Annotated in this window: 14 protein-coding genes and 1 riboswitch; of the genes, 7 read left to right on the top strand and 7 right to left on the bottom strand. The window is 64.6% G+C overall.

What is annotated here, in order from left to right; translation table 11 throughout:
- Positions 1 to 54 precede the first annotated feature (54 nt).
- Complete coding sequence (gene parC, locus AC1D0Z_RS07985; RefSeq protein WP_477657714.1) at positions 55 to 2,409, top strand: DNA topoisomerase IV subunit A; 2,355 nt, start codon at positions 55 to 57, stop codon at positions 2,407 to 2,409.
- Between the two features lie 90 nt (positions 2,410 to 2,499).
- On the opposite strand, the gene AC1D0Z_RS07980 is transcribed toward parC, so the two are convergent.
- From AC1D0Z_RS07980 to AC1D0Z_RS07965, 4 genes are all read right to left on the bottom strand, one after another.
- Complete coding sequence (locus tag AC1D0Z_RS07980; RefSeq protein WP_477657713.1) at positions 2,500 to 3,012, bottom strand: 6,7-dimethyl-8-ribityllumazine synthase; 513 nt, start codon at positions 3,010 to 3,012, stop codon at positions 2,500 to 2,502.
- A gap of 127 nt (positions 3,013 to 3,139) precedes the next feature.
- Positions 3,140 to 3,301: riboswitch (FMN riboswitch) on the bottom strand.
- 105 nt (positions 3,302 to 3,406) lie between these two features.
- The gene (locus AC1D0Z_RS07975; RefSeq protein ID WP_477657712.1) at positions 3,407 to 3,859 is read right to left on the bottom strand and encodes a RidA family protein; all 453 of its coding nucleotides are present in this window, start codon (positions 3,857 to 3,859) and stop codon (positions 3,407 to 3,409) included.
- Positions 3,860 to 4,075: 216 nt separating this feature from the next.
- Complete coding sequence (locus AC1D0Z_RS07970) at positions 4,076 to 5,041, bottom strand: tripartite tricarboxylate transporter substrate binding protein (RefSeq protein WP_477657711.1); 966 nt, start codon at positions 5,039 to 5,041, stop codon at positions 4,076 to 4,078.
- A gap of 42 nt (positions 5,042 to 5,083) precedes the next feature.
- Positions 5,084 to 6,280 (bottom strand): pyridoxal-phosphate dependent enzyme, encoded by a 1,197-nt coding sequence (locus tag AC1D0Z_RS07965; RefSeq protein WP_477657710.1) that lies wholly within the window; start codon positions 6,278 to 6,280, stop codon positions 5,084 to 5,086.
- An 81-nt stretch (positions 6,281 to 6,361) separates the two neighbouring features.
- On the opposite strand from AC1D0Z_RS07965, the gene AC1D0Z_RS07960 reads away from it, so the two are divergent.
- Positions 6,362 to 7,336 (top strand): LysR substrate-binding domain-containing protein, encoded by a 975-nt coding sequence (locus tag AC1D0Z_RS07960; RefSeq protein WP_477657709.1) that lies wholly within the window; start codon positions 6,362 to 6,364, stop codon positions 7,334 to 7,336.
- On the opposite strand, the gene AC1D0Z_RS07955 is transcribed toward AC1D0Z_RS07960, so the two are convergent.
- From AC1D0Z_RS07955 to AC1D0Z_RS07945, 3 genes are all read right to left on the bottom strand, one after another.
- Positions 7,302 to 8,216, bottom strand: coding sequence for a transglutaminase family protein (locus AC1D0Z_RS07955; RefSeq protein ID WP_477657708.1), 915 nt, complete (start codon positions 8,214 to 8,216; stop codon positions 7,302 to 7,304). The genes AC1D0Z_RS07960 and AC1D0Z_RS07955 overlap by 35 nt on opposite strands.
- Before the next feature lie 17 nt (positions 8,217 to 8,233).
- Positions 8,234 to 11,014, bottom strand: a complete 2,781-nt coding sequence (locus tag AC1D0Z_RS07950) for a circularly permuted type 2 ATP-grasp protein (RefSeq protein ID WP_477657707.1) — start codon at positions 11,012 to 11,014, stop codon at positions 8,234 to 8,236.
- 185 nt (positions 11,015 to 11,199) lie between these two features.
- Positions 11,200 to 14,802, bottom strand: coding sequence for a transglutaminase family protein (locus tag AC1D0Z_RS07945; RefSeq protein ID WP_477657706.1), 3,603 nt, complete (start codon positions 14,800 to 14,802; stop codon positions 11,200 to 11,202).
- A 299-nt stretch (positions 14,803 to 15,101) separates the two neighbouring features.
- Between AC1D0Z_RS07945 and AC1D0Z_RS07940 the strand changes: the two genes are divergently transcribed.
- The 5 genes from AC1D0Z_RS07940 to AC1D0Z_RS07920 form a co-directional block, all read left to right on the top strand.
- Entirely contained in the window at positions 15,102 to 17,660 is a 2,559-nt protein-coding gene (locus tag AC1D0Z_RS07940) for a DNA internalization-related competence protein ComEC/Rec2 (RefSeq protein ID WP_477657705.1), read from the top strand.
- Between the two features lie 90 nt (positions 17,661 to 17,750).
- On the top strand, positions 17,751 to 19,256 hold the full coding sequence (locus AC1D0Z_RS07935) for a circularly permuted type 2 ATP-grasp protein (protein ID WP_477657704.1): 1,506 nt from the start codon (positions 17,751 to 17,753) through the stop codon (positions 19,254 to 19,256).
- 2 nt (positions 19,257 to 19,258) lie between these two features.
- Complete coding sequence (locus AC1D0Z_RS07930) at positions 19,259 to 19,420, top strand: alpha-E domain-containing protein (RefSeq protein ID WP_477657703.1); 162 nt, start codon at positions 19,259 to 19,261, stop codon at positions 19,418 to 19,420.
- 19 nt (positions 19,421 to 19,439) lie between these two features.
- Positions 19,440 to 20,402 (top strand): alpha-E domain-containing protein, encoded by a 963-nt coding sequence (locus AC1D0Z_RS07925; protein WP_477657702.1) that lies wholly within the window; start codon positions 19,440 to 19,442, stop codon positions 20,400 to 20,402.
- Positions 20,403 to 20,562: 160 nt separating this feature from the next.
- Positions 20,563 to 21,206: transglutaminase family protein (locus AC1D0Z_RS07920; RefSeq protein ID WP_477657701.1), on the top strand; the 644-nt coding region annotated here is incomplete at its 3' end.

Raw genomic sequence — 21,206 nt, 5'->3', positions numbered from 1 at the left:
CGTCTGTACGCACCGGACCGGCATAACTTGACCCAGCCCCAAGCCAAATTCACGATGGATGATCTCTTTACACCGGACGCAGTAGCCCCTATTCCCGAACCCGCCGACCAGGATTCCCTGGCTGCGTACGCGCAGCGGGCTTACCTTGAATATGCGCTCAGCGTTGTCAAGGGCCGCGCCTTGCCTGACATTTGCGACGGCCAGAAGCCGGTGCAGCGCCGCATCCTCTACGCGATGCACCGGATGGGCCTGTCGTTCACGAATGCTGCGCCTGCGGGTCCGAAGGCGCGCAAAAGCGCCAAGGTCGTCGGCGACGTGCTGGGCAATTTCCACCCACATGGTGATACTGCTGCTTACGATGCGCTGGTGCGGATGGCGCAGGATTTCAGCCTGCGCTATCCACTGATCGACGGCCAGGGAAATTTCGGCAGCCGTGACGGTGACGGCGCCGCTGCGATGCGTTATACCGAGGCGCGCCTTAGTCCGATCGCGCGCCTGCTGCTCGACGAAATTGACGAGGGCACAGTCAATTTCATGCCGAACTATGACGGCACGACAGAGGAACCCAAGCTGCTGCCGGCACGCCTGCCGTTTGCGTTGCTCAACGGTGCCAGCGGCATTGCCGTAGGCCTGGCTACCGAAATCCCCAGTCACAATCTGCGCGAAGTGGCCGACGCCTGTGTGGCGCTCATCAAGACCCCCAAGCTCAGCGACGAGGAGTTGTACACGCTGATCGCCGGGCCCGATTACCCGGGCGGCGGCCAGATCATTTCCAGCAGCGCGGAAATCGCGGCGGCTTACAACACAGGCCGCGGTTCGCTCAAGGTGCGCGCGCGCTGGAAGATTGAAGAACTGGCGCGCGGCCAATGGCAGCTGGTGGTGCAGGAACTGCCGCCCGGCGTCAGCACCCAGCGCGTGCTCGAGGAAATCGAAGAGCTCACCAACCCGAAAATCAAGACCGGCAAAAAGGCGCTGAGCCAGGACCAGGTGCAGCTCAAGCAGACCATCCTGGCTGTGCTCGACGTGGTGCGCGACGAATCCAGCAAGGACGCCGCCGTGCGCCTGGTGTTCGAGCCCAAGACCAGCAAGATCAGCCAGTCGGAACTCATCAACACCCTGTTGGCCAACACCAGCCTGGAAAGTTCCTCATCCATCAACCTGACCATGGTCGGGCTGGACGGCAAGCCCACGCAGAAAAACCTGCGGCAGATGCTGCTGGAGTGGATCGAGTTCCGTCAGACAACGGTACAGCGCCGTTCACAATTCCGCCTCGACAAGTTGCTGGCACGCATCCACATCCTCGAGGGCCGCCAGCTGGTGCTGCTCAACATCGACGAGGTGATCGCCATCATCCGCCAGTCGGAAGAGCCCAAACTGGCGCTGATTGCGCGCTTCAAGCTCACCGAGATCCAGGCCGATGACATTCTCGATATCCGTCTGCGCCAGCTCGCACGGCTCGAAGCCATCAAGATCGAGCAGGAGCTCAAGACCCTGCGTGAAGAGCAGGGCAAGCTCGAGGAAATCCTCGGCAGTCCGGCGGCGCTCCGCCGCCTGCTGGTCAAGGAAATTGAGGCCGACGCCAAACAATTCGCCGATACGCGCCGCACGCTGATCCAGGCCGAGAAAAAGGCCGTACTCGAAGTCAAGGTGCTCGACGAACCGGTGACTGTGGTCATCAGCGACAAGGGCTGGGTGCGCGCACGCAACGGCCACGGACATGACCCGGCGGGATTTGCCTTCAAGGCCGGCGACGGGCTGTACGGCACCTTTGAATGCCGCACCATCGACACACTGCTGGCCTTCGGATCGCGCGGCCGCATTTATTCGGTGCCGGTGTCATTGCTGCCCGGCGCGCGCGGCGACGGCCAGCCGCTCACCACCTTGATTGACCTGGAGTCGGGTACGCAACTGGTGCACTACTTTGCGGGACCGTCCAACGCCGCATTGCTGCTCAGCGCCAGCGGCGGCTACGGCTTCCTCGCGACGGTCGAGAACATGACATCGCGCCTTAAAGCCGGCAAGGCCTTTATCAGCTGCGCTGAAGGCGAAACCATTTGCAGGCCGTCGCACGCGGCCTTCAACAGTGGCGCCGTGCCATTGGTTCCCGCGACGCATGTGGCCTGCGCCTCCACCGGGGGCCGCATCCTGACCTTTGAAATCGGCGAGCTCAAGATGCAGGCCGCCGGCGGGCGTGGCCTGATGCTGATTGATCTCGAAGCCAAGGACACCCTGGCCGGTGCAGCTGCTTACACGCGCAGTGTGAAGATCGAAGGCATTGGCCGCGGCGGCAAGGCGCGCGAAGAGACGCTGGAAATCCGCAGCCTGAACAATGCCCGTGCCGCACGCGCGCGCAAGGGCAAGGCGGCCGACCTGGGCTTCAAACCCACCGGCATCGCTCGCGTTGAGTAAAAACTGCCAGAGAGCCTTGATTGGCGGGCGCAAGCAGCTATTGATTTAATAGCGGAGTTGCGCTTGCCAGTCTGGCCAGCTATCGGGCCATCAGGCCGCCAGCAGCATGTCAAGCTTTTTCAGGCCCGCTACCGTCTCCAGGCAGGCTTGCGCGACTTCCTTGCCCTTGGTCACGAAATGCGCCGTGAAGAACTTGCGGTGTTCGTCGTGCTCATGAAAATGCTGCGGCGTCAGCACCGCTGAAAACACCGGAACGCCAGTCTCCAGCTGGATGCCCATCAGTGCACTGATCACCGCATCCGCCACAAACTCATGGCGGTAGATGCCGCCATCTACGACCAACCCGCAGCAGACCACGCCCGCATAACGGCCCGACTGCGCGAGTTTTTTGGCGTGCAGGGGAATTTCAAACGCGCCGGGCACTTCAAATGTGTCGATGGATTCGGCGCCCACGCCTTGCCGGGCCATCTCGGCCAGGAAGGCGCCGCGGCCCTGGTCGACGATGTCTTCGTGCCAGGACGACTGGATAAAGGCGAAACGCGCCTTGTTGGATGTGCCGCCAGATTGGGTGGAGGAAGCTGGGGACTTGGTTGACTGACTCATGGATGGCCTTTATTGAGGTGTTACCAGAATCAGGGCGCACGAGCCTGCGGCAGCGCGCGGGCGCCCGCCTCGCCGGGCGGAAAAACTCCACGCCGGCAAAACGCCGCCCACGGCACGGCCGTTTGCATCGCGCTCTCTTTCATCCGGACTGTGACCGTCGGCTTCGGAATTAAACCGAATCTGCTGACCCTTGTTGCCGTGTGAATCACCGCAATAAGGCGCTCGCGGGCTGATGCAGTTGCCTGCAAACACCGCCGGTGGGGAATTTCGCCCCGCCCTGAGAACGCTGCCCCGGCGAAATGGCCGGAGCATCAAGAGTTTAAGCCGGGCCGCCGGATAGCGCTTGTCGCCGCTGCGTCGGCCCTACAGTCATTGCGGGCGCTGCGTAGCCGGCTTATTCGACTTCAGCCACCAGGTCGATCTCGACGCAGGCGCCCATAGGCACTTGCGCCACGCCAAACGCGCTGCGCGCATGCTTGCCGGCGTCGCCGAAGATTTCAGCGAAGAGTTCGCTTGCGCCGTTGGTCACCAGGTGCTGCTCGGTGTAGTCACCGGTCGAGTTGACCAGGCTCATGAGCTTGACGATGCGCTTGACCTTGCCCAGGCCGACGGCGGCTTCGAGTGTGCCCATCAGGTCGATGGCGACCGAGCGCGCGGCGGCCTTGCCTTCTTCTGTGGTCATGTTCTTGCCGAGCTGGCCGACGAGGGGCTTGCCGTCCTTCTTGGCGATATGGCCGCTCAGGAACACCAGGTTGCCGGTCTGCACGAAGGGCAGGTAAGCGGCCAGCGGCGTTGCCACGGTGGGCAGGGTGATGTTCAGTGCTTTCAGCTTGTCGTAGGCGCTCATGGTGGTCCTTTTGGTGAAGAAAAATGGTTCCAGCCCAATGGGGATGAGCGCGAGCAGCTATGGTTTTGATAGCGGGTAAAGCGGCGCGGCCGGCTGGCAGTGCAGGAATTGTAGGGCGGCGCCCGGGTCCGGCAGGCCTTCGGGGTCATGAAAGGAATTGATGGAGCGGCGGTGTAGACACGTTTGTCCCCGCCGCTTCGCCTTTGCATCCGCGCCTTATTCAGGCTTGATGCCGGCCTTTCGCACCACAGCACCCCAGCGGTCTACTTCGTTGCGCATGAAGGCACGCAGTTCGTCGCGTGTCGAGCCTTTCAGGTCAATGCCCAGGGTGGTAAGGCGCTCGCGTGTGGAAGGGTGCGCCAGCGCCGCCACCGCTTCGCTGCGCAGCCGCTCGACGATCTCGATCGGCGTGGTGGCCGGCGCCACCAATGCCCACCACTGGTTGAACTGCATGCCCTCAATGCCGGCTTCGTGCGCGGTCGGTACGCCGGGCAGGGCGGCGAGGCGCGCATTGCCGGTCACCATCAAGGCAGAGATCCTGTTCGCGCCGAGCAGCGAACTGCCGCTGGCCAGCGTGGCGAAATGCGCGTCCACCTGGCCGGCCGCAACATCGGTGAGCGCGGGCGCAGAGCCGCGATAGGGAATGGCGTTGACCTTGATCCCGGTGGCGCTGGCGAACAGTTCGCTGGAGAGGTGGCTGATGGAGCCATTGCCGCTGTGGGCCAGCGCCAGCGGCACCTTGCTGCTCCGGTAGTTTTTGAGGAAGCCCTTGATGTCGCCATTCTTGTACTGCGCGCCGCCGGCAAGCAGCAGCAGCGGCGAGGTGCCGACCATGGACACCGGCGTGAAGTCGCGCAGCAGGTCGTAGGGCATCTTGTTGAACACGGCCGGCGCAATCGCATGCGGCAGCTCGACGATGGCGAAGGTGTAGCCGTCGGGCGCGGCCTTGGCCGCGGCTTCGGTGCCGATGCGCCCGGAAGCGCCGGAGCGGTTGTCGACCACCACGCTTTGCCCCATGGTCTCGCCCATGCGCTGGGCAATCGCGCGGGCGATGGCGTCGGTGCTGCCGCCCGGCGCCCAAGGCACGATGAGGCGGATGGGTTTGTCGGGGTAGGCGGCATGGGCGGTTCCCGCCAGAGTGGCGCAGGCCAGAAGCAGGGTGGTGAGCAGTCGGGTCTTCACGGTGAAATTTCCTTTGCGGGCTGAAGAAAAGGGGGCGTGCGGTCAAGGGATGGGGTTAAAGGTGTCACGGTCGCCTTTGGCCGTGAGCAGCAGCAACGCGTGTTCTGATGCCTGCACTTGGCCAAGTGCGCGCAGGCGGGCCAGCGCACTGAGGCAGGCGCCGGCGCAAAGCTCCACCCACAGGCCTTGCGCCGCGAGCCGGGCGCTGCCCTGGATGGCGCCGGCGTCATCAATGACCACGGCGCCGCCGCCCGACTGCTGCACGGCCAGTTGCTGTTGCAGCGTGACGGTGCTGCCGCCTGTCGAAAACTGCGTCGTCTGGCCGTTGAATTCCGACTGCAGCGGCGCGCCCTCGAGCACACGGGAAAGGCGGGGGAACGGCTCAACGGCCCATAACCTGGGCATGTGCCCAATGAGTCCCGCCCGGTGCAAATCACGCAGTGCGCTGTAAATGCCCCAGAGCAGGTCGCCACGGGCGGTGGGGACCAACACGTGGTCCGGCACGCAGCCGCCAGCGACAAATTCGAGCGCCACGGCGCGGTAGCCTTCCACGCCAAAAGCAGGGCTGCCGACCGCCGGCACGCTGTAGTTGGTGAGGGCAAAGGCCCCGTCCTGCTCGACCCGCCGTCGTACATGGTTCCAGCGCTCAAAGCCGTGGTCGAACTCCATGCGCCGGGCGCCCAGGTGATGGAGGGCCCGCGCGAAGGGCGCCGGCATGTCGCGGTAGGTGGCGATTTCGCAGGGCAGCCCGGCCGCGGCGCAATAGGCTGCTGCCGAAACTGCTGCGTTGCCGCTGGAGGCCAGCACCACGGTCTGCGCGCCTGCGTCCAGCGCCCGGCTGACGGCCTGTGCCGACATGCGGTCTTTGTGCGAGCCAGTGGGGTTCATGCCCTCATGCTTGGCGCTGAGCTGGCACAGGCCAAGCTCGCGCGCCAGGCGCGGCAGGTCCAGGCAAGGCGTGTTGCCTTCACCCAGGGAAACGCCGCGGGTGTAGGGCAGCCAGTCGCCCCACTTATAACCTGTGCTGGCTGTTTTCAGTGTTTGGGGCAACCCGGTGTAAACGGCTTCCAGGCTGGCGGGCGTGCCCTGTGCCGCGCAGTGCGGACAGCCGGCGGGTAAATCTTGCAGCGGGTATTCACGGGCGCAGAGGATGCACCGCAGCCTCATCAGTCGGGGGTTGCGGCTGATGGCGTTCCATGCCGCAGGGTTTGGAAAGGATTCGGGGGAAACAGAATTCATGGGCAGATGGTACGAAGACGATGGGCTCTCATGCATCGCATGTTTGCGATTTAAAATAAGTAAAACTTATAGGAAACCGCCATGGCCGAAGCCAGTGCACGTCAGATTGAAGTGTTCCGCATGGTCATGCGGCTGGGCACCGCCAACCGCGCGGCGGCGGCGCTGCACGTGAGCCAGCCGGCCGTCACGCAGCTGCTGCAGCAGCTCGAAGCGCGCGCCGGGCTCAAGCTGTTTGACAGGCCCAAAGGCAAGCTGACGCCCACGCCGGAGGCGCACGCGCTGATGGAAGAGGTCGAGCGGGTCTACGAAGGCCTCGAGGCCGTGCAGCGAAAAATCGTGGCCCTGCAGTCGCATGAGGACACCGTGCTGCGCATCGGTTCACTGCATGCTATGGCTGCCAGCGTGATGCCCTGGGCGCTTGCCGAGTTTCAGCGAAGCTACCCGCGCACGCGTTGCCTGCTGCTGGTCGACAGCTCGAAGGTGCTGCGTGAGGCCTTGTTCCAGGGGGCGGTGGACCTGGCTTTCCTGGGCGACGAGGCGGACACCAGTGGCCTGGTGTCCTCGCTTTTTTACCAGGTGCCCGCGGTGTGCGTCATGCCCGCGGCCCACCCGCTCGCTCGCAAGCAGGTCCTGCAGCCCAGGGATCTCGCAGAAGTGCCGCTGGTCGGCCTGTCTGCCTCGGATACGGCCCAGCGCCGGCTGGAAGCCGCGTTCGCACAGGCGGGTGTGCAGCCGCGCTTTGTGATTGAAACGCCTTACAGCGCAACGCAGTGTTCGCTGGTGCTGGCCGGGGCCGGGCTGGCAGTTACCAATCCGCTGGTGGCGCGTGAACATGTGGCGCTGGGCCTGCGCAGCGTTCCGCTGGCGGCTGATGTGTCGTTCCGGGCCTTGCTGGCTTTCAAGCCGCGCCAGGCCCAGTCGGGCGCCGTGCAGGAATTTGTGAGCCTGTGCCGGCGTTGCCTGGCGCGCAGCCTGCCTGAGGGTTCGCTGCTGGAGGAGCCGCCGACCTCGCGAAACCCGGTCAGCTCCCGGCGCTCGCCACCGGTTCGACCGTAACGGCCACGTCGAGGATGTGCTGCGCGCCGCCGCGAATCACACCGCGCATGGGMGATACATCCAGGAAGTCGCGGCCAATGGCCAGGGTGACGTAGTCTTCGCCCGGCGCGCGGTTGTTCGTCGGGTCAAAGTCGAGCCAGGTGCCCAGGCCCGGGCAATACACCGAGGCCCAGGCATGTGAGGCATCGCTGCCGACCAACCGTGGCTGGCCGGGCGGCGGGGTGGTGAGAAGGTAGCCGCTCACATAACGCGCAGGCAGGCCCATGGCGCGGCAGCAGGCCACCATGATGTGTGCGAAATCCTGGCAGACGCCCTTGCCCAGCTTGAGCGCCTCAAGCGCCGGCGTGCTGACTTCGGTGCTCTCGCTCTCGTAGGTCATGGTGGTGTGGATGCGTTCCATCAGGTCGCGCGCTGCTTCCGGCAACGGCCTGCCCGGCAGGAAGCTGGGCCGGGCAAATTCGATGAAGGCGTCGTCGCGCGGAACGTAGGGCGAGGCGAAGAGGAATTCGGAGGCGCTGTCATAGGCCGCACCGGCCCGGTAACGGAACTGTTCGCGCACCTGCTCCCAGGCGGGCGATGCCGGCTTGCCGGCGGCCAGGGACGCCTCAGACTGCAGCGGATTGAGGGACGACGTGGAGACGATGCTGTCGGCCACCACGGTCAGGCTCTCGTGCGCCGCCTGCAGGGAAAAATAGGTGCGTGTGTTGCCGTAGACATCGACGGCTTCGCGCAGCTGGACTGGTTCCGGATTGATCCGCAGGGCATAGTCCAGCAGCGTCTGGCCGTTTCGGCTGGCGGGCTTTAGGTGTACCACATGGTGCGCGTTTTCCACGGCCGGGGCATAGCGGTAGCGGGTTTCGTGGACGACGTGAAGCAGCACGGAAAGACTCCCGGAGCTCAGGCGCCCAGGCTCTGGCTGGCAGAAGCGGCGTGGCTGAAGTAGCGGCGGCTCAGGGTGTCCGACAGATCCAGCGCGGCATCGCAGCATTGCTCAAGCAGCTGCACCAGCCGGCCGTCGTGCTGCCCACTGTTTTCATTTTCGTCATCGCTGGCGCTAGCCTGAGCCTCCTGGCACAAATCGGCCAGCGCCCAGCTGCCGGGGTCGGGCAGTTCCATGGCGAGGTCGGGCATGTCGCCCGGCGCACTGCCCGCAAGTTTGGCCAGGCGCCCGCGCAGCGTCTGTACCACCCAGCCGAGGGAGCGCGGATTGTCGCGGTCCAGCACCAGCAGATCGAGCAGGGCCGGAATGTCGCGGCGCTGCTGGTACTGCGCATGGAAGGTGATGGTGCTGTCGAACAGCGCCACCATGGCATTGAAGCCGCCCTCTTCGAACACCGAGCCGGTTTCAAAACCGCGTGCCAGCGCGCCGGCCAGGGTGTTGAGCCGCTCGATCAGGCGGCCCACGCTCAGGAGGCGCCAGCCGTCGTCGCGGGTCATGCGGTCGGTTTGCGCTCCCGTCATGGCCGAGAGGAAGCCGCTGGCCGATTCGAGCGCGCGCAGCGCCTCGACGGAGGAGTATTCAAGCAGGTACTGGCTCTGGGTCTGACTCTGGCCTCCCTGGCTCTGGGTCTGGCCCACGGCGCTGAACGCCGAGCAGCGCTGGAAAAAATCGGTCTCGGTGCGCACGATCATGTGCCACTGTTCCTGCGACAGGCGCTCACGCACGGCCGAGGCCGCACTCTTGAGTGCCCGCAGGTTGTAGCCCACGCTGGCGGCCTGTTCGGTGTCGGCCAGGTTGGCGATCAGGGCGCGCTCGAAGACGCGCCGCGCATGCGTGGCGGGGGGCACCGTGTCCAGCACCAGCGCGTTGCCGACCGCCATGCTGGTCAGCCAGGCCAGCAGCGGTTGCGAGGTCTGGTCTTCGCCGCCCAGGCATTGCAGCGTGATCTGCGCCAGGCGCGTGGAGTTTTCGGCGCGCTCGGTGTAGCGGCCCAGCCAGAAAAGGTTTTCGGCTGCACGGCTTGTCACGGGCGGTCGGTGGCGCAGCGGGGCAGCGGCCCAGGCGGCCGGTTGCTCGGCGCGCGGTGCGGCGCCGGRTTCGGCCGTGGCCCTGGCGGCTGACGCGTCGCCCAGCACCCACACATCGGCACTGCTGCCGCCATGCTGCATGGACGACATGTTTTCGTTTTTGCCGGCCAGGCGCGCCAGCCCACCGGGCAGCACCTGCCAGGAGCCATTGCCGTCCGCCACCGCGAACACGCGCAGCATGGCCGAGCGTGGGGAAATCCGCTCACCCTGCCAGGTTGGCGTTTGCGGCAACGGCAGGTAAGCCTGCACGGTGAAGTCTTCCCCGCGGCGCACGATGCGGCCGGCCCATTCGTCCAATGCCCGGCGCGACAGCGTGTGGCCGATGACGGATTCCATGCCTGTGCCGGGATAGGTCGGCTTGATCACGGAATTCTTCAGCTGGCTCAGCACGTCCTGCATCACCGCCTGTTCGCCGCACCACCAGGTGGCCACCGAGGGCAGCGCCAGCGTCTCGCCGAGCAGGTGCTCGGAGAGCGCAGGCAGGAAACCGAGCAGCGCGCTCGATTCGAGGAAGGCCGACCCCGGTGTATTGACCACCAGTACATTGCCGGTGCGTATCACCTGCAGCAGGCCGGGCACGCCCAGTGTGGAGTCGGAGCGCAATTCCAGCGGGTCGAGGAATTCGTCGTCGAGGCGCTTGAGCAGCCCATGAACCCGTTCCAGGCCACGCAGGGTTTTCAGGTAAAGCTTGTCGTCGCGCACCAGCAGGTCGCTGCCCTCGACCAGCGTCAGGCCCAGGAAGCGCGCCAGGTAGGCATGCTCGAAATAGGTTTCGTTGTAAGGCCCCGGGGTCAGCAGCACCACGCGGCTTTCCTCGTTGCGGTCAGTGGGGCTCATGGCCTTGAGGCCGTCTACCAGTGCCTTGTACGACGCAGCCAGCCGCTCGACTTTCATCTCACGGAAAGCTTCAGGAAACAGCAGCGAAATCGTCAGGCGGTTTTCCAGCAGGTAGCCGAGGCCCGAGGGTGCCTGCGTGCGCTGCGACACCACCGACCAGCGGCCGTCGGGGCCGTGCGCGATGTCGAAGGCGGCGATGTGCAGATAGGTGCCGCCGGCCGGCTGCACACCCTGCATGCCGCGCAGGTAACCGGGGTGGGCATGCACCAGTGCGCTGGGCAACAGACCCTTGGAGAGCAGCTCCTGCGGGCCGTAGATGTCGGCCATCACGCGGTCCAGCAGGCGGGCGCGCTGCTGGATGCCCGCCTCGATCTCCGTCCAGTCGGCAGCCGACACCATCATGGGAAAAAGATCAAGCGCCCAGGGCCGCTGCGGGCCATTGGTGTCGGCGTAGACGTTGTAGGTCACGCCGTTGTCGCGGATCTGGCGGCGCAGGTTGGCGGTGCGGTGGTTCAGGTCGTAGAACCCGTCGCTGCCGAGAAAATTGAAAAACCGCGTCCAGTCCGGCGAAAGTGTGTCGTCAGTGGCGGCCGGGCGCTCAGCTTGAGGGGCAGCGGGTTGTGTAGCGTTGCCGGCAGCGCGCAGTGCGGGTTGCTGCGGCGCGGCCGCCTCGACGGGCGCCGGGCCTTCAGACACACGGCCCCGCAGTTCATCGAAATGTCCCGCTGCCGCATGGGGCGCCAGCGCGGCGGCCAAGGCGCAGGGAGATTCAAGCGACTGGGCGGCAAAAAGTGACTGGGTGTTATTTTCCACGTGGGTGCAAGTATGCCTGCGGCCTGTCGCCTGCAAGGCTCAAGGCGGGTTCAATGCGCGGCCAAATGGCTATTTATGCCGCCTGCGCATGCAAATGTTGCAGCCATAAGACAGGCGTCGCCGGGAGGAACGAGGCATTCTCGCCTGAGAGCCCTCCGGGCACTCAGGCGACTGCCGGCACAGATTCAGCGCAAATCAAGCGTGAACGGGAACTCCCGGCTGGGCTGGGCCGGCGCCACCCGCATCTTGCCGGGTGTATGGCCCATGCGGAAAAAGCGCGTGAGGCGGCGGCTTTCGGCTTCGTACGAATTGACCGGCAGCGTGTCGTAACTGCGCCCGCCGGGGTGCGCCACATGGTATTGGCAGCCGCCCAGCGAGCGTTCCATCCAGGTATCGACGATGTCAAACGTGAGCGGGGCATGCACGCCAATCGATGGGTGCAGGGCCGAAGGCGGGTTCCAGGCCTTGTAGCGCACACCTGCCACATACTCGCCGACGCGGCCCGTGCTTTGCAGCGGCAATGCGCGGCCGTTGACGGTGACGACATAGCGGTTGTCGTTCAAGCCCGTCACATGCACTTCGATGCGCTCGAGTGACGAATCCACATAACGTACGGTGCCGCCGGCCGAGCCTTCTTCGCCCATCACATGCCAGGGCTCCAGCGCGCTGCGCAATGTCAGCTCGATGCTGTTGGTTTTGACCTGCCCGATCAGCGGGAAGCGGAACTCAAAGTGCGGTTCGAACCAGGCCATGTCAAAGGCGTAGCCGGCTTCGCGCAGTTCGGTGAGCACATCTTCAAAGTCCATGCGGATGAAGCCGGGCAGCAGGAAGCGGTCGTGCAGCTCGGTGCCCCAGCGCGTGACGCGGCCGTGGTAAGGCTTGTTCCAGAAGCGCGACACCAGCGCGCGCAGCAGCAGCTGCTGGGCGATGCTCATGCGCGCGTGCGGCGGCWTTTCAAACGCGCGCAGCTCCAGCAAGCCCAGGCGCCCGGTGGTGGAGTCGGGCGAATACATCTTGTCGATGCAGAACTCGCTGCGGTGCGTATTGCCGGTGACATCGACCAGGATGTTGCGCAGCGTGCGGTCCACCAGCCAGGGCGGCATGTCTGCGCCGTATTTCTTGCGGTTGTTCTCGATCTCACGCAGGGCGATCTCAAGCTCGTACAGCTGGTCGTTGCGGGCTTCGTCCACGCGCGGCGCCTGGCTGGTCGGGCCGATGAACATGCCCGAGAACAGATAGCTCAGCGACGGGTGGTTGTGCCAGTAGGCGATCAGGCTGCCCAGCACCTCGGGCTTGCGCAGGAAGGGGCTGTCGGCCGGCGTTGCGCCGCCCAGCACAAAGTGGTTGCCACCGCCGGTGCCGGTGTGCCGGCCGTCGGTCATGAACTTCTCGGCCGAGAGGCGCGTTTCATGCGCGATCTTGTAAAGGAACTCTGTGTGCTCTACCAGCTCGCCCCAGTTGTAGGCCGGGTGGATGTTGACCTCAATGACGCCCGGGTCCGGCGTGACCTGAAGCATTTTCAGGCGTGGGTCGCGCGGCGGTGGATAGCCTTCGAGCACGATGCTCACGCCCAGCGACTGCGCGGTGGCTTCCACTGCGGCCAGCAGGTCGAGGTAGTCTTCGAGCCTTTCCATGGGCGGCATGAAGACGTAGATCGCACCGGTTTCGCCGCGGCCCGATTTATTGGCCTTGCTGTCCGGGTCGGCCTTGGGCTTGTCTTTGGGGCCGTTGGCGCGGGATGGGTCGCGCACCTCCACGCAGAGCGCGGTGCGCGTGAGCCAGGCGGCCGATTCAAAGGGCTTGGGTGCGCGGTCGTCGGCAGGCGGCGCTGCCGCTGCGGCCGGTTTTCCATTCAAGCCGTCGGTACCGTTCGCTCCGTTGTTTCCCAGCGGGCGGAACTGAAGGATGCGGCTGGCTTGCGACAGCGCGGTGTTGCCCGTCATGTAGCGCGCCATGTACTGCGCCAGCGAACTGGCGCTGCCGCCTGCCGAAGGGGCTGCCGGTGTGGCGCCACTGGGTGCGCTGAAGCTGCCGTTGTAGCGCGCCGCCAGTGCCGAGGCTGCCGGCAAGTCCTGCCTCGGGGCAAACGGGTCGGACTCAATCATGTACGGGTAGTCGGTCTTGGACACCCAAGGCACCGAATCCAGCGGCAGGCGGTAACCCATGGGCGAATCGCCCGGCATCAGGTACATGCGCTCGTCGCGGAAGAACCAGGGGCCAGTGGTCCACTTCGGCCCGACCAGCGATGGCGATGCGCCGGCGTTGCGTTGCTTGAGCTGTTCCTTGGTCTGCAGCGGCAGCACGTAGCCCACCACCGAATCCAGGCCTTGCATGAAGACACGGCGCAGGCGTTCGCGCTCCATCGCGTCGTCCAGCTTCGAATCAAACGGGTCCACGTTCACCGGCAGGCGGCGCTCGCGCCAGAGGTAGTACCAGGTGTCTTCATAGCCCGGTGTGATGTAGGTGGTGGCCAGGCCCAGCTTGCCTGCCAGCGTCTGCACAAAGCGCTGCGCATCGGCGCTGGTGTAGTTGCAGGGCTGGCGTTCGTCGGCAAACAGGTCCGGGTTCTGCCAGATCGGCTGGCCGTCCTTGCGCCAGAAAATGCTGAGCGCCCAGCGCGGCAGCTGCTCGCCCGGATACCACTTGCCCTGGCCGAAATGCAGGAAGCCGCCTTCGCCGTATTCGGCGCGCAGCTTTTGCACGAGCTCGGTCGCATAGCCGCGTTTGGTCGGGCCCAGCGCGTCGATGTTCCACTCGGCCGCGTCGCGGTCGGTGGTGGCCACAAAGGTCGGCTCGCCGCCCATGGTGAGGCGCACGTCGCCGGCCGCCAGGTCCTGGTCGACTTTTTCGCCGAGTGCCAGCACCTCCTGCCATTGCTCCTCGGTATAGGGTTTGGTCACGCGTGGTGACTCGTAAATGCGCTGCACCGCCATGTGGTGCTCAAACTCGACTTCGGATTTATCGACGCCGCCTTCGACCGGGGCTGCGCTCGACGGTTCAGGCGTGCAGGCCAGCGGAATGTGACCCTCACCCGCCATCAGGCCGGAGGTTGGATCCAGCCCCACCCAGCCGGCGCCTGGCAGAAAGACTTCGCACCATGCGTGCAGGTCGGTGAAGTCGGCTTCGGCGCCACTGGGCCCATCGATGGACTTGACGTCGGCTTTCAGCTGTATCAGGTAACCAGAGACAAAGCGCGCGGCCAGGCCCATGTGCCGCAGCAGTTGCACCAGCAGCCAGCCGGTGTCGCGGCAGGAGCCGCAAGCCAGGCGCAGGGTTTCTTCGGGCGTCTGCACACCGGGCTCCATGCGGATGGAGTACTTGATGTCCGACTGCAGGCCCTGGTTCAGGCCCACCAGGAAGTCGATGGTGCGTTTGGGCGTGCGGTCGATTTTGTCGAGGTAGCGTTTCAGCAGCGGCGTCACCGGCTGGGTGGCCAGGTAGGGCGCCAGTTCGCGCGCCTGCAATGCGTTGTAGGTAAACGGGAATTCCTCGGCAGCGGGCTCCAGGAAGAAGTCAAACGGGTTGAACACCGCCATTTCCACGACCAGGTCCACTGTGACCTTGAACTCGCGCGTCGGCTCGGGAAACACCAGCCGGGCCTGGTAATTGGCAAACGGGTCCTGCTGCCAGTTGATGAAGTGGCCGGCGGGCTCAACCCTGAGGGAATACGACAGTACCTGTGTGCGGCTGTGCGGCGCAGGCCGCAGGCGGACGACCTGGGGGCCGAGTTTGACCAGACGGTCATATTTGTAATGGGTGATGTGGCTCAGGGCGACGTGGATGGACAAGGCAGCCTCGCTTTTAAAGGAACGGGCGTGTAACCACACCCTCGGAAAATACGCTCAACAGACCGCCACATCTTGCGGTCTCAGGAACGCCGTGTAAACAGCTTACCCGGATTTGACGGCATTTCTGAAAGCAAGAGCTGCGCCACGTGATCTCTTTTTACTCTCCGATGTCTTCCCCCGATACCTCTCATCTCTGGGGGTGTGGGTACGCTGTTTACCGTTGCTGCCTGCTGGCTGCCCCGCTTTCCCGTTAAGCTCAAAGCGGTGAGCGCATAAAAACAAGTCAAAGGGAGGCAGGTTTGAATCGACCTGTATCAGCCGGAGTGCGGCCGCATGCGGCAAGCCCGGGGCCGGTGTTTGCCGGTTTTATCGCAGGTGTTGCCCTGCAGTTGCAGCAGTCCGCGTTGTGGCCGCAGCAGGGTTACGCCGCCCTGGCGCTGCTGGCCGGCACCCTGGCTGGCCTGTACCTGGGCTTTGGCAGGCTGCGCCTTCCTTCGTGGGGCAGGGTGGTTTCGGCATTTGCCCTCGCAGTCTTGCTCGGTATGGGCGTGACAGGCTGGCGGGCCGGCGTATTCCTGTCTGCGGCGCTCAACCCCGCGCTGGAGGGCCGCGATATCGAGGTCACAGGCCAGGTGGTGGCCATGCCGCAACCGGGGGAAGACGGCGTGCGCTTTCGCTTGGCTGTGGAATCTGCCCGGCTCAATGGCAGCGCCGTCGCCTTGCCGTCGCACATCATGCTGGGCTGGTATTCGGGCTTTGCCGGTCGCGAACCCGCCGTGCCGGCGCAGGACGCCGACCCGTTCGAGGTAGCGCTGGCCCTGCAGCGTCAACCGCAAGCCCTGCGCGCCGGCGAACGCTGGCAAATGACGGTTCGGCTCAAGGCGCCGCACGGCAACAGCAACCCTTTTGGTTTTGACTACGAACTCTGGCTGTGGGAGCAGGGCATACAGGCCACCGGCTATGTGCGAACCGGGCCGCGGGACACACCGCCGGCCAAACTCTCCAGCAGCTGGCAACACCCCATAGAGCAGGCCCGGCAAGCCGTACGCGAAGCGATTTTCCAGCGCATCGAAAACCGTCAGCTTGCCGGTGTGATTGCCGCGCTGGTGGTCGGCGACCAGGCCGCCATTGAGCGCGCCGACTGGGATGTGTTCCGTGCCACGGGCGTAGCCCACCTGATGAGTATTTCGGGCCTTCACATCACGATGTTTGCCTGGGCTGCCTCACTGCTGATCGGCGGGCTCTGGCGGCGGTCTGCACGCTTGACGCCGCGGCTGTGCCTGGCCTTGCCGGCGGCCGCTGCAGGTGCCTTGGGCGGCTTGTTGCTGGCTACGCTGTACGCGCTGTTCTCTGGCTGGGGCGTGCCTGCGCAGCGAACCATCTGGATGCTGGCCACCGTGATCCTGCTGCGGCAGGGTGGCAGGCAGTGGCCCTGGCTGCAGACCTGGTTGCTGGCCATGGCTGTGGTGGTGGCGCTGGACCCGTGGGCGTTGATGCAGGCCGGGTTCTGGTTGTCTTTTGTGGCGGTGGGCGTCTTGTTTGCTACAGATTCAGGAGCTGCTCGCGCTCATGGGGAAAGGGCTGCAGCCCAATCAGGCTCGCAAAGCGGGCCTGAAGGCCGGCACTGGTGGCAGCGTCGGCCCAAGTGGCTGAACAGTATCGGGCGTGCCATGCGGGAGCAATGGGTCGTTACGCTGGCGCTGACGCCACTGTCATTGTTGCTGTTTAACCAGGTTTCACTGGTGGGCCTGTTGGCCAATGCGGTGGCCATTCCGGTAGTCACACTGCTTATCACGCCGCTGGCCATGCTGGGCGTGGCGTGGGCGCCGGTGTGGTCACTGGCGGCGTGGTCGGTCGGCGGGCTGGCGGTGTTTTTGCAATGGCTGGCGAGCTGGCCGCTGGCCTCGGTCAGTGTGGCAGCGGCGCCGCTGTGGTGTGCTGTCGCCGGCGTGGCTGGCGGCGGCCTGTTGGCCACGCGTTTGCCGTTTTATTTCCGTGCGCTGGGCCTTCCCTTGTTGCTGCCGGTGCTGTTGTGGCAACCGGGCCGCGTGGCACCGGGGCAGTTTGAGTTGCTGGCCGCGGACATCGGGCAGGGCAACGCGGTGCTGGTGCGCACGGCAAACCACACGCTGCTGTATGACGCCGGCCCGCGCTTTTCGCGCGAAAGTGATGCCGGGCACCGCGTGCTGGTGCCGCTGCTCCGCGCGCTGGGCGAGCGGCTGGACATGCTCATGATCAGCCACCGCGACATCGACCACATCGGTGGCGCCCAAGCCGTCCTGGCCATGCAGCCCGAAGCCGGACTGGTGAGTTCTATTGAGGATTCGCACCCCTTGCAAACGCTGCGCAAGGCCAGCCGCTGCACGGCCGGCCAGCGCTGGGAATGGGACGGCGTGGCGTTTGAGGTGCTGCACCCTGCGGCCGCTGATTACGACGTTGCCAACAAGTCGAATGCCATGAGCTGCGTGTTGCGCATCTCCAGCAGCATCGCAGGCAGCAACCGGACAGCCCTGCTGGTCGGCGACATCGAGTCGCCGCAGGAGCTTCGGCTGGCGGCCGGTGTGCCCGCCAGCCTCAAGGCTGACTTTCTGCTGGTGCCGCACCATGGCAGCAAAACATCGTCCAGCGCGGTGTTCCTCGATGCCGTCAAGCCGCAGTGGGCCGTGGTGCAGTCCGGTTACCGGAACCGTTTTGGCCACCCGGTGGACTCGGTGGTGGCGCGCTATGAGGCGCGCGGCGTACGCCTGGTGAAGTCGCCGCAGTGCGGAGCCGCTACCTGGCAAAGCCTTCGACCCGACGAGATTTTGTGCCAGCGGGAGCAGGGCAGGCGCTACTGGCATCATGTGCCTGAACGTTAAAAAAATGCACGGACGCACCGCCTTGGCGCATAACTTGCTAAGCTACGTTAAAACAATTGCCATGCGCATAACTTGCTGGAGATCAAGCCAATGAGCCGACCGATGTTCGACGAAATGAATGCCACGGAGTCCAGCGTCCGTGAGCATTACCAGGGTTACCAGCGTTGGCTGGCCCGGCAGCCTGCCGATGTGATGCAGGCCCGCCGCGCCGAAGCTGAGATGATTTTCCGCCGGGTCGGCATCACTTTTGCGGTTTACGGGGCCAAGGACGAAGACGGCGCCGGCACCGAACGCCTGATTCCCTTTGACCTGATTCCCCGCATCATCCCGGCCCACGAATGGGCCAGCATGGAAAAAGGCCTGGTGCAGCGGGTTACCGCTCTCAATCGATTCATCCACGACGTTTATCACGGCCAGGAAATCATCAAGGCCGGCGTGGTGCCGTCCGAGCAGATATTCCAGAATGCGCAGTTCCGTCCCGAAATGATGGGCGTTGATGTACCCGGCAATATCTATTCGCACATCAGCGGCATCGACATCGTCCGTGCACCCGACGCGCAGGGCAATGGCGAGTATTACGTGCTCGAAGACAACCTGCGTGTGCCCAGCGGCGTGAGCTACATGCTGGAAGACCGCAAGATGATGATGCGGCTTTTCCCCGAGCTTTTCAGCGAAAACCGCGTGGCGCCCGTGGCGCATTACCCCGACCTGCTGCTCGAAACCCTGCGCGGCATGGCGCCGCCTGCCACGGCCGAGCCCACGGTGGTGGTGCTGACACCCGGCATGTACAACTCTGCTTACTTTGAGCACGCCTTCCTGGCGCAGCAGATGGGCGTCGAGCTGGTTGAAGGGCAGGACCTTTTCGTCAAGGACAACTTCGTCTACATGCGCACCACACGCGGCCCCAAACGCGTCGACGTGATCTACCGCCGCGTTGACGACGACTTCCTTGACCCGCTGGCCTTCCGGCCGAATTCCACACTGGGTTGTGCAGGCCTGCTCAATGTGTACCGAAGCGGCAATGTCTCGCTGTGCAACGCCATCGGCACCGGCGTGGCAGACGACAAGTCGATTTACCCCTACGTGCCCAAGATGATCGAGTTCTACCTCGGCGAAAAGCCCATCCTGAAAAACGTGCCGACCTACATGTGCCGCAACAACGATGACCTGCAGTACACCCTGGCCAACCTGAAAGACCTGGTCGTCAAGGAAGTGCACGGCGCCGGCGGTTACGGCATGCTCGTGGGGCCCGCGTCGACCAAGGCCGAGATCGAGGAGTTCCGCGCGGCCTTGCTGGCCAACCCTTCCGGCTACATCGCCCAGCCAACACTGAGCCTGTCGACCTGCCCCACGTATGTGGAAAGCGGCATTGCACCGCGCCATATCGACTTGCGGCCCTTTGTGCTGAGCGGTAAAGAAGTGCAGATGGTGCCGGGCGGCCTGACGCGCGTGGCGCTCAAAGACGGCTCGCTGGTGGTCAATTCGTCGCAGGGCGGCGGCACCAAGGACACCTGGATTCTTGAAGGCCCATCGTCGCCCGCGGCGTCGCAGTCCCAATCGCAATCGCAGTCATCGTCAAAAATGGGGGGAGCGTAATCATGTTGTCTAGAACCGCTGACCACCTTTTCTGGATGTCGCGCTACACCGAGCGCGCCGGCGATATGCCGCAGGCATTCGCGGGGATGACTCATCAATTGCGCGAAGCGCTTGTGATGTCGTCACCAAAACACGCAAAGCGCGCCAGCGCTTTCGGTGTTTGAGGCTTAGGAAGGAGAAAGAATGTTATCTCGCACCGCTGATCACCTTTTCTGGATGTCGCGCTACACCGAACGCGCCGAGAACACCGCGCGCATGCTCGATGTGAACTACCAGACCTCGCTGCTGCCGCAATCCGATGCGCTGGTGCAGGCCGGCTGGCAGGGCCTGCTCAGCATCAGCGAGCTCAAGCCCTCGTTTGCCGCCAAGTACGGCAACACCATCAATCCGCGCGAGGTCATGGACTTCATGGTGCGCGACGAGAAAAACTCGTCCAGCATCATTTCCTGCCTGCAAAATGCCCGTGAAAACGCCCGCGCTGTGCGCGGTACGCTGACCACCGAGGTGTGGGAAACGCAAAACCAGACCTACCTCGAAGTCATCCGCATGCTGCGCAGTGGTGACTTCGAGCGTGACCCCGGCCAGTTTTTTGAGTGGGTCAAGTTCCGCTCACATCTCTCGCGCGGCGTGACGCTGGGCACCATGCTGCAGGATGAAGCCTTCCACTTCCTGAGGCTGGGTACCTTTCTTGAGCGTGCCGACAACACCGCGCGGCTGGTGGATGTAAAGTTTCACGCCGTGCAGAACGACTTCCTCGGCATGGCTGTCGAGAAAGACCAGGAATACGACTTCTACCACTGGAGCGCCATCCTGCGCAGCGTTTCGGGCTTTGAGGTCTACCGCAAGGTCTACCGCGACGTCATCAAACCCGAGCGCGTGGCCGAGCTGCTGATCCTGCGCGCCGACATGCCGCGCTCCCTGCTGGCCTGCCTGAACGAAGTCATGAGCAACCTTGCCATGGTGACCAGCGACACCAGCAGCGAAACCCAGCGCCGCGCCGGCAAACTGCGCGCCGACCTGCAGTACGCACGCATCGATGAAATCCTGGCAACAGGCCTGCACGCTTTCCTCACGCAGTTCCTGGACCGGGTCAACGAGCTGGGCGCGCACATCAGCCGCGAGTTTTTGGTGCCGGCCACCCATTGAGCCCCCACGTTCGCTCGCTGCGCGTAGCTCTCTGCCCCCCGAGGGGGCGCTGCGCCTGCGGCCCGGCAAAGCCGGTTCCGCGGCCCCTGCTAGCCAAGATCTCTCTCGCGGCGAGGCTGCAGCGCGGCTGTAGTGCGTCCGGTTCAGTATTTGCGCGAGTATGAAGCTGCACGTACGGCACATCACCGACTACCGGTACACGGAGCCGCTGCGCTATGCGCTGCAGACGCTGTGGCTCACGCCGCAGTCCAGCCCCTCGCAGACGGTGAATTTCTGGAGCCTGGGTGCCCCCGAAAAACTCTTCACCCAACGCGATGCTTTCGGCAACACGATCAGCTCCTACACTTTCGTTGGCAAGGATGCCGACAACGTGCGCTGGAGCCTGGTTAACGCGGCCGGCGACGTGGAAACCTTTGGCGTGGCCGAGTTCAACGACCCGGAGACGCTGCCGCATCCGTACTTTTTTCTGCGCGCGACACACCTGGCCGAACCGCACTGGGAACTCGCCGAATTCGGCCGCCGTTTTATCCCGCAGAGCCTTGACGGCAGGGCAAGCCTGCCGGCCCTGCTGGCATTGAGCCAGGGCGTTGCGGGTGCGGTGAGCTACCTGAAAAACAGCACGAGCGTGACCACTACGGCGCTGGAAGCCTTCAAGTCCGGCGCGGGTGTCTGCCAGGATCAGGCCCACGTCATGGTCGCCATCTGCCGCAGCCTGGGTTACCCGGCACGTTACGTCAGCGGCTATTTCTACGCCGCCAACGAGCCCGACCTGGCCAGCCACGCCTGGTGCGATGTGTGCCTGGA

This window comes from Polaromonas sp. P1_E3, assembly GCF_056405935.1.
The sequence above is the reverse complement of the archived record's forward strand: the minus strand, read 5'-3'. Positions and strand labels throughout refer to the sequence as shown.